This window comes from Tritonibacter mobilis, assembly GCF_001681715.1.
Taxonomy (GTDB): domain Bacteria; phylum Pseudomonadota; class Alphaproteobacteria; order Rhodobacterales; family Rhodobacteraceae; genus Epibacterium; species Epibacterium mobile.
The window spans coordinates 40,041-52,509 of record NZ_LNWY01000032.1; the positions used below are offsets into that span (position 1 = coordinate 40,041).

14 protein-coding genes and 1 pseudogene are annotated in these 12,469 nt (G+C 59.1%); 1 reads left to right on the plus strand and 14 read right to left on the minus strand.

The genetic code is table 11. The features are described from left to right. Window positions 1-4: 4 nt before the first annotated feature. The 9 genes from UB90_RS21455 to yajC form a co-directional block, all read right to left on the minus strand. A complete protein-coding gene (locus UB90_RS21455; RefSeq protein WP_065324872.1) occupies window positions 5-541 on the minus strand; it encodes a DsbE family thiol:disulfide interchange protein in 537 nt (178 codons plus the stop codon). Beyond that, window positions 534-689: a heme exporter protein CcmD gene (gene ccmD, locus UB90_RS21460; RefSeq protein WP_005626503.1), complete on the minus strand. Its 156-nt coding sequence runs from the start codon at window positions 687-689 to the stop codon at window positions 534-536. The genes UB90_RS21455 and ccmD overlap by 8 nt, the downstream gene beginning before the upstream one ends. Beyond that, complete coding sequence (locus UB90_RS21465; RefSeq protein ID WP_005626506.1) at window positions 682-1,416, minus strand: heme ABC transporter permease; 735 nt, start codon at window positions 1,414-1,416, stop codon at window positions 682-684. The genes ccmD and UB90_RS21465 overlap by 8 nt, the downstream gene beginning before the upstream one ends. 44 nt (window positions 1,417-1,460) lie before the next feature. Continuing rightward, window positions 1,461-2,117 (minus strand): heme exporter protein CcmB, encoded by a 657-nt coding sequence (gene ccmB, locus UB90_RS21470; protein ID WP_065323645.1) that lies wholly within the window; start codon window positions 2,115-2,117, stop codon window positions 1,461-1,463. Then, complete coding sequence (gene ccmA, locus UB90_RS21475; protein ID WP_065324871.1) at window positions 2,114-2,728, minus strand: heme ABC exporter ATP-binding protein CcmA; 615 nt, start codon at window positions 2,726-2,728, stop codon at window positions 2,114-2,116. Before ccmA ends, ccmB begins: the two co-directional genes overlap by 4 nt. An 87-nt stretch (window positions 2,729-2,815) precedes the next feature. Further along, window positions 2,816-3,169 carry an Mth938-like domain-containing protein gene (locus UB90_RS21480; protein ID WP_065324870.1) on the minus strand — a complete coding sequence of 118 codons (354 nt, stop codon included), beginning with the start codon at window positions 3,167-3,169 and terminating at the stop codon, window positions 2,816-2,818. Between the two features lie 258 nt (window positions 3,170-3,427). Further along, on the minus strand, window positions 3,428-4,396 hold the full coding sequence (secF, locus tag UB90_RS23165; RefSeq protein ID WP_005651473.1) for a protein translocase subunit SecF: 969 nt from the start codon (window positions 4,394-4,396) through the stop codon (window positions 3,428-3,430). A 3-nt stretch (window positions 4,397-4,399) separates the two neighbouring features. Then, entirely contained in the window at window positions 4,400-6,064 is a 1,665-nt protein-coding gene (secD, locus tag UB90_RS23170; protein WP_065324869.1) for a protein translocase subunit SecD, read from the minus strand. A gap of 34 nt (window positions 6,065-6,098) precedes the next feature. After that, window positions 6,099-6,383: a preprotein translocase subunit YajC gene (gene yajC / locus UB90_RS21495; protein WP_005651476.1), complete on the minus strand. Its 285-nt coding sequence runs from the start codon at window positions 6,381-6,383 to the stop codon at window positions 6,099-6,101. 255 nt (window positions 6,384-6,638) lie between these two features. Between yajC and serS the strand changes: the two genes are divergently transcribed. Next, window positions 6,639-7,931: a serine--tRNA ligase gene (gene serS / locus UB90_RS21500; RefSeq protein ID WP_065324868.1), complete on the plus strand. Its 1,293-nt coding sequence runs from the start codon at window positions 6,639-6,641 to the stop codon at window positions 7,929-7,931. Window positions 7,932-8,039: 108 nt separating this feature from the next. On the opposite strand, the gene UB90_RS23175 is transcribed toward serS, so the two are convergent. The 5 genes and pseudogenes from UB90_RS23175 to der all read right to left on the minus strand — a co-directional run bounded on the left by UB90_RS23175 (window position 8,040) and on the right by der (window position 12,101). After that, on the minus strand, window positions 8,040-8,327 hold the full coding sequence (locus UB90_RS23175; protein WP_227512176.1) for a hypothetical protein: 288 nt from the start codon (window positions 8,325-8,327) through the stop codon (window positions 8,040-8,042). A gap of 261 nt (window positions 8,328-8,588) precedes the next feature. Next, window positions 8,589-8,777, minus strand: a pseudogene (locus tag UB90_RS23285) (helix-hairpin-helix domain-containing protein); the annotation flags it as partial. 24 nt (window positions 8,778-8,801) lie between these two features. Next, window positions 8,802-9,755 (minus strand): fatty acid desaturase, encoded by a 954-nt coding sequence (locus UB90_RS21510; protein WP_065324895.1) that lies wholly within the window; start codon window positions 9,753-9,755, stop codon window positions 8,802-8,804. A 176-nt stretch (window positions 9,756-9,931) separates the two neighbouring features. After that, window positions 9,932-10,582 carry a MarC family protein gene (locus UB90_RS21515; protein ID WP_005651485.1) on the minus strand — a complete coding sequence of 217 codons (651 nt, stop codon included), beginning with the start codon at window positions 10,580-10,582 and terminating at the stop codon, window positions 9,932-9,934. A 40-nt stretch (window positions 10,583-10,622) separates the two neighbouring features. Continuing rightward, window positions 10,623-12,101, minus strand: a complete 1,479-nt coding sequence (gene der, locus UB90_RS21520) for a ribosome biogenesis GTPase Der (protein WP_005651488.1) — start codon at window positions 12,099-12,101, stop codon at window positions 10,623-10,625. Between the last annotated feature and the right edge of the window lie 368 nt (window positions 12,102-12,469).

A 12,469-nucleotide genomic window follows, 5' to 3' on the forward strand; every position in this document is an offset into this window, starting at 1 on the left:
GCGCCTATTGCGCCGCCTTTTCCATCGCCGGGCGAATGGTCTCTTCCAGCACACGGCTGGTGATCGGCCCGGCAAAGCGCAGCACGATGGTGCCCTCGCCGTCAATCACATAGGTTTCCGGCACGCCGTACAGCCCCCAGTCCAGTGCCATCCGGCCCTGCTCGTCCCGGCCGACTGCAGCGTAAGGATCGCCCAGTTCCTCAAGGAAGCTCTGCGCGTTGCCCAGCTGATCCTTGTAGTTCACCCCGTAAATCGGCACGCCCTCTTCCGAGAGCGCCGTCAGGCTGGGGTGTTCGGCGCGGCAAGGACCACACCAGCTGGCCCAATAGTTCACCAGCTTGACCTCACCATCGCGCAGTGTGGCGTCGTCAAAATTCTCTTTGCCGGGGAACTCATTCAGCGCCACTGGCGGGGCGGTTTTGCCTTCGCGCGCCGAGGGCAGGCTTTCGGGGTCTTCACGTCCCATGCCCACGAGGGCGAGGCCCACAAACGCTGCAAACACCACGACAGGAATAGCCATCATCGGCGAGATTTTAGCCATTGCGGCGCATCCTTTCCTCAACCTGTTTCAAGTCTGCCCGTACTTTTGCGCCGCGCATCAAGGTCATCACCAAGAGCGCCAGCAACAGCAGCAGCGACACCCCATAAGCGGACAGCACGGTGTCGGCATATTTCCCCAGATCAGGCATCCATCATCCTTTCCCGCGCGATCAGTGCAGACATCCGGCGCGCACGAATTTCGGTGCCAGTGCGATAGAGCACCAGCGCAACAAACAACAAGCCGAACCCGGCCATGCAGGCATAAAGCGGAAAGGCAAAAACATCCGCGACATTCTCTTCCTTATCAAGCGACAGCGATGCCCCCTGATGCAGGCCCTGGTTCCAGAAATTGACCGCATAACGCGACAGGACAGCAAAAACCGACCCCACCAAGCAGAGAATCGAGGTCAGATCTGCGGCAGTGTCGGGATTATCAATCGCCTCCCACAGCGCGATATAGCCAAGGTAGAACAGGAACAGCACGAGGAACGAGGTAAGTCGCGGATCCCACGCCCACCACGTGCCCCACATCGGTTGGCCCCAGATCGCGCCGGTAATCAGAGCAATCAGCGTCATCACCACGCCCACGGGCGCGGCGGCCTTGGCGGCCAGTGCGCTCACGTGATGGCGGCGGATCACCCAGATCAGCGAGGCCACCAGCATCATGAACCATGCATTGATCGCCATCAGTGCGGCGGGCACATGCAGGTAGATGATCTTGACGGTAGAGCCCTGCCGGTAATCATCCGGCGTGAAGAAGAATCCCCAGATCAACCCGCCCACAATACATGCGCCTGCTGCCACCCAGAGGGCTGGCAACACGCGCTCGCTGGTGCGCAGGAACTTCTTCGGATTGGCATATTCCCAGATCGACATGGTGGCTATCTAGCTCTTGTTTCCGGTCATCACAATCACCGCCATCAGCGCAAATTGACGCGCAGCACGGCAGCGGAGGCAAAGGGCAAAAGGGCGATGGTGCCAAGAGTAATCCCAGCCAACATCAACAGGGGAGTTTCCACGCTCATACCTGAGGCTCCCCGGCGGGCGACTTCGGCGCCAAAAATCAAGGTCGGCACATAAAGCGGCATCACCAGAAGCGACAACAGCAAACCGCCACGTTTCAGCCCCACAGTCAGCGCCGCGCCAAAGGTGCCAACCACCGACAGCGCCGGGGTGCCAATCAACAGCGACAGCGTGATCCAGAGATATCCGCCAGCAGGCAAGTTCAGCAGCACCCCCAGCACAGGCGCAGCCAGAACCAGCGGCAGCCCGGTGGTCAGCCAATGCGCCAACGCCTTGATGCTCAACACACCTTCGAGCGGCAAGGGGGCCGTGGCCAGCAAATCGAGCGAGCCATCCTCCCAATCCAGTGCCAAGAGGCGATCCAGCGACAACAGGCACGCCAACAAGGCTCCGAGCCACAGGATCCCCGGCGCAATCAACGACAGCGTGTCGGAGTTCGGCCCGACTGAGAACGGCACCATCACCGTCACGATCAAAAAGAACGCAAGGCCTAAGCCAAAGCCGCCCCCGGCGCGAAAGGCCAGCCGCAAATCCCGAACCAGCAGCGCGATCACAAGAAGCCCCCCGCGTCATCCGCATCAAAGGCCGGAAGCTTTGCCTTGAACGGGGCAAGGTCCAGAACACGCCCCTCGATCCCGAGATCAATATGGGTCGCCATGATCGCCGCTCCGCCCGCCGCCAGATGGCTGCGAATGGTCGAGGCAAATAATTGAACGGAGGCTGCATCCAAACTGACGGTGGGTTCATCCAAAATCCAGAGCCGCCGCCCCGTGACCATCAGCCGCGCCAAGGACAGGCGGCGCTTTTGCCCCGCAGACAGCCCCCCAGCCGGACGGTCCCGCAGCGAAGCCAGATCAAACGCCCTAATCGCAGCTTCAGGGTCGCCGCCCCCAAACACCCGCGCCCAGAAGGCGAGGTTTTCGTCCACCGTCAGCGTCAACTTCAACCCATCCGCATGGGCCGCATAAGCGATATCATCTACGTCCCCGAGGATTTCACCACAGAGCGGCGGTTGCAGGCGCGCAAGCGTGCGCAACAGCGTGGTCTTGCCAATCCCGTTAGGGCCGCGCAACACCAGCGCCTCGCCCGACGAGAGCGCAAATTGCACCCCTGCCAGCACCGGCATCCCGCCCCGGCTTACCCCAAGATCCCTGACCGCAATCATGTTTGTTCCGATTTGTTGCTCTTCTGGCCCAACGCCTTATCACGGCTCAGCAAAAGCAGCGATAGCCCCGCACCGCCTTGCGCCAGATCAAACCGGCAGTGCTGCCAGTGCAATACGCCGGCCTTCGGACAAAAGCACATTATAGGTACGGCAGGCAGCGGGAGAGTTCATCACCTCAACCCCCAATCCCGCCTCTTCCAGCACCTGACGCAGCTCACTTGGGATATGCGCAATCTCAGCCCCGGTGCCGATGAACAGAACATCCACGTCTCCCGCCAGCGCCAACAAAGACGCCTGATCGGTATACCCACCCCAAGTGGATGTCCCCTTCGCCCCGGTCAGGATAGCGCCGTCCTTGACCTCACCACCGACGCGAAAGAATCCCGCACCATATCCATCAATTGGTACGGCATCGGAATAGACCACTTCATTGAGGCGCATAGCGGATCTCCTGTCAGCATGTTCGCCCCTCTGAATATCACGCCAATACCACCTTCGAAACCAACAAGTGAGAAAGCGCGGCTCTGCCTCGCGCTCCGAGGTATTTAGAAAAAGATGAAGCCCTGCTTCTTCTAACCCCAAATATCCCGGGGGTCTGGGGGCAGCGCCCCCAGCACGCATCGCCGCACATAGAACCTTGCTGAAATGCAAACAGCCGCAGCATCACGCTGCGGCTGTCTCAGGGTCATAGTGCGCCAATCAGGCGTCGATATTGGCGAACTGATTGCCTGTGGTGTCGTTGTTCTTGGTCCAGTCGCGCTTTACGCCCAGCCACAGCAGGATGGTGGAGGCCACGAAGATCGACGAATAGGTCCCGACCACAACGCCCCAGATCATCGCAAAGACAAACCCGCGGATCACGTCGCCGCCCAGAACATAGAGCGAGATCAGCGCCAGCAATGTTGTCACAGAGGTCATCATTGTCCGGCTCAGTGTCTCGTTGATCGAGATGTTCAGGACCTCGGCCAGCGGCTTTTGTTTGTAGCGGCGCAGGTTCTCTCGTACCCGGTCAAACACCACCACAGTATCGTTCAACGAATAGCCCACAATGGTCAGAAGGGCCGCGATGATCGCAAGGTCGAACTTGATCTGCAGTTCGGAGAACACGCCGATGGTCAGGATCACATCGTGCACAAGCGCCGCCACTGCACCAAGGGCAAACTGCCACTCAAACCGCAACCAGATATAGACAAGCACCGCGCCGATGGCCAAAGCCACCGCCATGATCGCCGTCTGTACCAATTCGCCCGAAACCTTCGGGCCGACGCTTTCGACCGAGATGAACTTGATCCCCGGCGCAACCGCATCCAGCGCGCCTTGCACATCGGCGATAACGGTACTGGACAATGCCTCACCGTCTTCCTGCGCCTCAATGCGGATCATGGCGACATGCTGATCTTCGTCAAACGTCGGATCAAACACCTCAGTGATAGTGATGTCGCCCAGTTCCAGCGGCGCGATGGCATCGCGGTAAACCCCGATATCAAGATCCTGCGTCGCCTCGGTGCGGATGGTGGTGCCGCCCCGGAAGTCGATGCCAAAGTTCAGCCCCTGCAGCGCAAAGGAGGCAAAGCCGATCACGACCATCATGGCAGAGATGCCGAGCCAGAGCTTCCACAGCCTGAAGAAATCGAAGGAGGTTCCTTCGGGTACCAGTTTCAAGCGCATCAGTTACACCTCGATGGTTTTGGGACGGCGACGTTCGAACCACATCACGATGATCAGTCGGGTGACGAAAATCGCGGTGAAGACCGAGGTCAGAATGCCGAGGCCAAGGGTAATGGCAAAGCCACGCACCGGGCCGGAGCCGATTGCGAAGAGGATCACGGCGGTGATGAAGGTGGTGATATTGGCATCCACGATCGCCGAGAGCGCCTTGGCGTAGCCCTCGTCAATCGCGCGCGCCGGACCCCGCCCTGCCTTTAGTTCTTCGCGGATGCGTTCAAAGATCAGCACATTGGCGTCCACCGCCATACCCACTGTCAGAACGATACCGGCGATGCCCGGAAGGGTCAGCGTGCCGCCAATCAGGCTTAGCGCGCCGAAAATCAGCGCGATGTTCAAAATCAGCGCGATATTGGCAAAGAAGCCAAACAGACCGTAACTCAGCACCATAAAGACCAGCACGGCGGCAAAGGCGACAACAGTCGCCACCTTACCCGCATCAATACTGTCCTGACCAAGCTCCGGGCCGATGGTGCGCTCTTCGAGGAATTGCAACTCCGCAGGCAGCGCGCCCGCGCGCAGCAGCACCGCAAGCTGGGTGCTGTCCTCAACGCTGAAGTTCCCGGTGATAATGCCGGAGCCACCGGGGATATGCGAGCGGATCACCGGAGCGGAGATCACCTCGTCGTCGAGCACAATGGCAAAGGGTGCGCCGATGTTTTGCGCCGTGTAGTCGCCAAATTTACGGGCCCCCGCCGTATTAAAGCGGAAATTCACTGCAGGCTGGCCATTCTGATCAAAGGCAGGCTGCGCGTCGACCAATTCCTCGCCGGTGACCACAGGCGCGGATTCTACCGTGTAGTAGGTGCCCGGCTCATCAATCGACGGGATCAACTTATTGCCGATCCCCGCGCTGGCATCAGCGTCAGAGCCACGGCTCACCACCGGATTAAACGTCAGTTGCGCGGTGGTGCCGATGATCTCTTTCAGCTCGGCGGCGGACCCAATCCCCGGCACCTGAATGAGGATCCGGTCGCTGCCCTGGCGCTGGATGGTGGGCTCACGGGTGCCAACCTCGTCGATCCGGCGGCGGATGATTTCAAGCGACTGGCGCACGGTGCGATCGTCAGAGGCGAGTTTTTCCTCATCCGAAAGCGCAATGGTGATCACATCCCCCTGCCCGCTGACGGTAATGTCGGTAGCGCCCGCCCCGGTGAGCGAGGTCACCGGATTGGCCAGACCGCGCACCAGTTCAAGGGCGCGGCTCATGCCCGCAGCATCCGACAGGCGCAGACGAATCTGATCCGCGGGTGCCTCGGGGATGCGGCGAAACGTGCCGATGGTGCCGCGCTCATCACGCAAGACATTGCGCACCTCGGGCCAGAGCGCATCCATCCGAGCGGTGTAGACATCGCTGACCTGAACTTCGGCCAGAAGATGCGCGCCACCGCGCAGGTCAAGACCGAGGTTCACAAGCCCCGAGGGCATCCACTCGGGCCATTGCTCGGCCACGGTCAGACGCTCAGGGGTTTCGCCCTCAACCTCAATTTGGGCCCAGGCGTCATTGGATTGTTCCACACGGGTGTAGAACGCATTGGGCAGGGCAGCCAAAAGGCCGGCCACGCAGACCAGCCAGATGAGCACCCTCTTCCAGGTATCAATTTGCAGCATTACCCTGCCTTTTCAGTAGCGTGCGAGGCGAGGCTCAGGATGCGGGCTCGGTCTTGTTCAGCACCTGAGCAATGGTGGATTTAACCACACGAACTTTCACACCCTCAGCGATCTCTACTTCAAGCTCGCCGTCTTCTTTGACCTTGGAGACCTTACCGATCACACCGCCTTGGGTGATCACCTGATCGCCACGACGCAGGGCCTCAACCATGTTTTGATGCTGCTTCATCTTTTTCTGCTGCGGACGAATGAGCAGGAAGTACATGATCGCAAAGATTAGGATCAGCGGGAGAAACTGGGCGATTGCGCCACCATCCATAGGGTATTTCCTTCTGTCTTTGGGGGCCATCTTGGCCCCGGATTTTGCGTGGAACCTATGCGCAGCCACAGGGCTTTGCAAGGCGGGGCGGACGTGATCAGGTAGGCTTTCACTGCTCACAGGGCGCTTTTCGCTCTCCTATGCCACAGCAACCGCCACAAGATCACCGTGGGTCGGCGCTGCCCCCTTCCCCTTCGCCCCCCGCTCGGGCATAGCTAACGGCACTGATTCAAACTGCATCATAGGAGCAGACCCATGCATGACATCCGTGCAATCCGCGAGAACCCGGCCGCATTTGACGCCGCCCTGGCCCGCCGTGGAGAGTCTGCCCTGTCCTCTCAGGTGCTGGAGCTGGACGAAGCCCGTCGCGCCAAGATCCTCGCGGCAGAAACCGCGCAGGCCGATCAGAACAAAGCCGCCAAAGCCATCGGCGCCGCAAAGGCCAAAGGCGATGAAGCGGAATTTGAACGCCTGCGCGCCGAGGTCGCCGACAAAAAGGCCGAAGTTGCCACCATGCAGGCAGAGGCCAAGGAGCTGGACGCAAAGCTCACCGATATGCTGGCGCGCATCCCCAACAGCCCGGCCGAGGACGTGCCCGAGGGCGCAGACGAGGACGACAATGTCGAGGTGAAGCGCTGGGGCGATGTGCCTGCGTTCGATTTTGAACCCAAGGAGCATTTCGAGATCGCAGGCGTCGCCAAGGCGATGGATTTCGAGACAGCCGCCAAGATCTCCGGCGCGCGCTTCGTGGTGCTGAAAGGCGCTGTCGCCCGCATTCACCGCGCATTGGCACAGTTCATGGTCGACACCCATGTGGACGAAAACGGCCTCACCGAGGTGAACTCGCCCGTATTGGTGCGTGACGAGGCGATGTACGGCACAGATAAACTGCCGAAATTCGGTGACGACAGCTATCAGACCACCAACGGCTGGTGGCTGGTGCCGACCTCTGAGGTGCCGTTGACCTATTCGGTCGCCGGTGACGTCATCGACGAAAGCACGCTGCCGATCCGCTACACGGCACATACGCTGTGCTTCCGGTCGGAAGCCGGGTCCGCTGGCAAAGACACCTCCGGCATGCTGCGCCAGCACCAGTTCGAGAAGGTCGAGATGGTGTCGATCGTGCATCCCGAGACGTCGGATGACGAGCAAAAGCGCATGCTGGGCTGTGCCGAAGGCATCCTTGAGAAACTCGGCATTCCCTATCGCACCGTTGTGCTCTGCACTGGCGATATGGGCTTTGGCGCACGCCGCACTTTCGACATCGAAGCCTGGGTGCCCGGTCAGAACACTTACCGTGAGATTTCGTCGGTCTCCACCACCGGTGATTTCCAGGCCCGCCGCATGAACGCGCGCTTCAAGCCCGCCGATGGCGGCAAACCTGAGTTTCTGCACACGCTCAATGGCTCTGGCCTTGCGGTGGGGCGTTGTCTTATTGCGGTACTGGAAAACGGCCAGCAAGCGGATGGCTCGGTCAAACTGCCCGCAGCACTTGCGCCCTACCTTGGCGGCAAATCGACACTCACCGCTGAGGGCACGCTGGCCTGACCTTCGCGCGGCAAAGCATACATCAAACAAGAAAACCGGCGCTCATACAGCGCCGGTTTTTCTTTTTAAAACAAGTGGATCAGGCCCGAGCTTGAGACAAACACGCGATCACTTGTCTTTCTTCTTTTTGTTCTTTTTGTTTTTGCTCTTTTTCTTTTTACCGTCAGACTTCTCAGAAAGGATCTTTTTCTCTTTCGCCTTTTCTTTGGCGATTTCCTTTTTCGCCTTGCTCTTCTCTTTTACGGCTTTAGAGGAGGCTTTCTCTTTGGCGGCTGCAAATTCAGCCATCAAGGCTTTGGCCTTTTTGGCAGCTTTGGCGGCCTTGGCCTCAGCTTTGGCGGCTTTTTCTTCTGCCGCTAGGCGCGCAGCCTCGGCAGCGGCAACAGCGCTGTGCACGCTTTCACGCGTATCCTCTGCGGCAGCACTTGCACCTGCTTTGACGGCGGATTGCGCAGCCTCTTTGGCGGCAGCAACGGCTTTGGCCGGTGCGGGTTTTGCACGCGCTGTGCGTGGCTTTCTCGCGGCTGTGGTTTGGCGCCTTGGAGAGGCTGCCGGTTTGGATGCCGCAGACACAGGTGCCGCGCCCTCTGTTGCCATCTTCTGCGCTGCTGCCTTGAGGCTCGCCGCGCGGGCAGCGCCCAACCGTGGCACTTGCGTCAACTCTGCTTCGGATCGCGCGGCCACATCCTCGACAGAGCGAATACCGTGATCCTGCATCGCCTTTGCCAGTGCAGGTCCTACGCCTGGGAGTTTTACAATTGGGGTCATACGTTCGTAATTCCTCGCAACATCCTGAGTAATATCAATTTCAGAGGTTAGCACTCGCTTTTGAGATATGTCCAACATCTCTTGCGAGGCGGCGCGCGCCCTTCAACTCGGGAAAGGAACCAGCCGCTTTTGATCCTCGTCCCAGAGTTTCAGCCCAAGCGCGCGTATCGCTTCACCGAATTTGATCCGACGCGGAGCTATCTCCTCGGGCATGTTGTAATGGCACTGGCGTAGCCGATAGCTGGGGATACGCGCGTTAAAGTGGTGGATGTCATGCAGCGTGATATTGGCGACGGCAAAATCAAAGAACCAGCCGAAATCCAGACACGATGAGCCCTGAAGCGCCGCAACACGCGGGTTGAGGTCCGGGCGGCGGTCCCAGTAGGTGTCCTCGAAATTATGCTGCAGGTATACCAGAAACACCCCGATCATCCCGCCAAGGAAGGAAAACCCGAGCCAGATCAACAACCCTTCGCCCCCCGCAATCGCATAGAGCGCGTAGAGCCACGCGATGATGGCGAGGTTATGCAAAACCACCTGCATCACACCGAATTCAAGCGTGTTCTTCGGCCAGCGATAGCGGATAAAATAGGTGAAGGCAGCCCCAAGCGGCACCAGCACAAACGGGTTGCGATAAAGACGATATTGCAGCCGCTGCCAGACATTGGCGTGCTGCCATTCTCCAACCGTCATCGTGTGAATTTCACCCGTCTCGCGGTGTTCGAGGTTGCCAACATTGGCGTGATGCAGGTTGTGGTTCTGCTTCATCACCTCAAACGGGGCGAATGTAAAAGGCGAAAGCCCATGTCCCGCCCATTCATTCTGCCGACGGGTCTCAAACAGCGAGTGGTGCCCAGTGTCATGCTGCAACACATAAAGACGCACTGCGCTGAACGCAAAAACAATGCCCGCAGGCCACATCACATACCAAAGATGTGAATAGGAAATCGCCAGATAAAGGGCCGCAAAATAAACGGCGAACGTTCCGAAATAGCTCAACGCGGCAAGCCGGTTGTCCTTCTCGGTGTACTGGCGTGTGTAGGCTCTCAGATCCATGCCTGACCCCATAAATACGCTCTGTGACGCCCGCGTGACGGCGGGATCGGATTAAATTCTCTTTCAATCAGTTAATATGCATACGCCCTATGACAAGTATTTGAACAGCTATAAATACCAGCTGTGCAAAAGCCCGCCTGCGCCTCACCCTCCGTATGTGCGGTAGGGTCGTTTCCTCAGACCGGAGGGGTGGACAGCGCAAGAACGCCCATTTGCTCCAGCCCTTGCAGTACCGCATCCACCGCCACAGTCGCAAGGATCAACCCCATAACCCGGCTGATCACGCTGACACCGGTCTGGCCGATCAGCTTTTGTATCTTACTGGCGAGCAACAGCAAAACAAAGGTAATCGCCAGTACAAAGAGCAATACAACCGCCGTCATCGCCTGCTCCACCACGCCGGTGGAGTGATTGTCGGTCAGGATCACCACGGCGAGAATTGCACCGGGTGAGGCAATCGAAGGGATCGCCAGTGGAAACACAGCGCCAGAGAGATCCTCGTTTTCGGCTTCTTTTATCTCGCTTGCGGCTTTGGTTTCACCAAAAATCATGCTGAGCGCAAAGAGGAACAAGATGATCCCGCCCGCGATCTGAAACGCACCAAGGCGCAGCCCAATGCCTTCGAGAATGATCTGCCCCAAGACCAGAAACAGCCCCAAGACCAGCGCCGACACCAAAACCGCCCGCAGTGCAAATGAGCGATGCAGCCGCTGGGGGACTGCAGCCGTGGCAAACAAGAATACAGGAATGGTCCCAACCGGGTCGATCACCACAAAAAGCGTGATGAACTCCCGCACGAGGTCTTGAAAGACAAAGGGCCATGTCATGTGGCGCGGTCTCCTGTCTGTGGGGCCGCGCTAGCTGGGATCAGCTTTTACGGCCCTCAATGTGTTTACGCAGGCGCGATGGGGTCGATTTCTTTTTCCCCTTGTAGGGGTTCTTGTCGCCCTGCCCGCGCAGCGTCAAGCGAATGGGGGTGCCCGGCATATCAAAATCTTCGCGCAAGCCATTCACGAGGTAGCGATTGTAGCTCGCAGGCATCTTATCAGGATGCGAGCACATCACCACAAAGCCCGGTGGACGGGTCTTGGCTTGGGTCATGTAGCGCAGTTTGATGCGTTTGCCTTGCGGTGCCGGCGGCGGGTGCTGTTCAAGCATACCCGCAAGCCAGCGGTTGAGTGCGGCGGTCGGCACACGGCGGTTCCAGACATCATGGGCTTTCATAATCGCCGCATGCAATCGATCCAGACCACGGCCGGTTTTTGCTGAAACTGTGACCAGAGGTGCGCCACGCAACTGTGGCAGCAGCCGCTCAAAGGCTTCTTTGAGCGCCTTGAGCTTTTCCTGCTTTTCGTCCTCAATATCCCATTTGTTGACGGCGACAACCACCGCCCGGCCTTCGCGTTCAGCCAGATCTGCGATACGCAAATCTTGCTGCTCGAACGGAATGGCTGCGTCCAGCAGCACCACCACGACCTCGGCAAATTTTACCGCGCGCAGACCGTCAGAGACCGAGAGTTTTTCCAGCTTTTCCTGCACCTTGGCTTTTTTGCGCATACCAGCGGTATCAAAGATCCGCATCGGTGTTCCGGACCAGTCGATCTTAAGACTGATGGCGTCGCGGGTGATCCCGGCCTCTGGACCTGTCAGCAGACGGTCTTCGCCAAGGATCTTATTGATCAGCGTGGACTTACCGGCGTTGGGACGGCCCACCACGGCCACCTGAAGCGGTTTTTCCATGGTCGGAACGGGTGTTGCGGCGATCTCTTCGCCTTCGTTGAACGCCTCATTCTCGTCCTCATCCAGCACCACGTCGGTGGCAGGCGCGGTCTCTTCAGCGAGTTTTTCGAATTTCTCCGACACGGGCAGAAGTTCGGAATAAAGATCGTTCAGGCCTTCGCCGTGTTCGCCCGACATGCGGATCGGCTCACCAAGCCCCAGACCATAGGCCTCAATCACACCCGCATCGGCGGCGGAGCCTTCGGATTTATTGGCTGCGAGAATGACATGCGCAGATTTCTTGCGCAGGATCTCGGCAAACATCTCATCCGTGGGGGTCACACCAGCGCGCGCATCGATGATGAACAGGCAGACATCCGCCATTTCCACCGCCCGCTCCGTTAGGCGACGCATGCGTCCCTCCAGGCTGTTGTCGGTGGCGTCTTCCAGACCGGCGCTGTCGATGACAGTAAAGCGCAGATCACCCAGCCGCGCCTCACCCTCGCGCAGGTCGCGCGTGACACCGGGCTGGTCATCGACCAGCGCCAGTTTCTTGCCGACGAGACGGTTGAACAAAGTGGACTTGCCCACATTTGGGCGCCCCACGATGGCGAGCGTAAAGGACATGGATCCGGACTTTCCGTGATTGGTGAACCGCGCGCATAGCCTATCTTTGCCGCACACGCCAGTAAATAATATGCCCAGGCGACTTGGCGCGACCAAAACACGCGAGGACTGTACGGGTGATTTTCACAGCTTCAGCGCCCTGAACACCCTGCCGCCTTGATCCGGTCGACAAACAGCGGGGTCCTCCCGCCCCTTTGCAACGCAGCCTGTGGCTGCATCACAAGAAGCGTTGGGCCGGGCGGGGCCGCGCCCGAGGGGCGGCCCCCCCCCCCCCCCCTGCGCCAAACGCAGCGCCAAAAATTCAAGGGGGCCAACCCCAGCCGTTTGCGAAAAACCCCCCAAATTCCGTCCCGCGCCCCCCCAAAAAA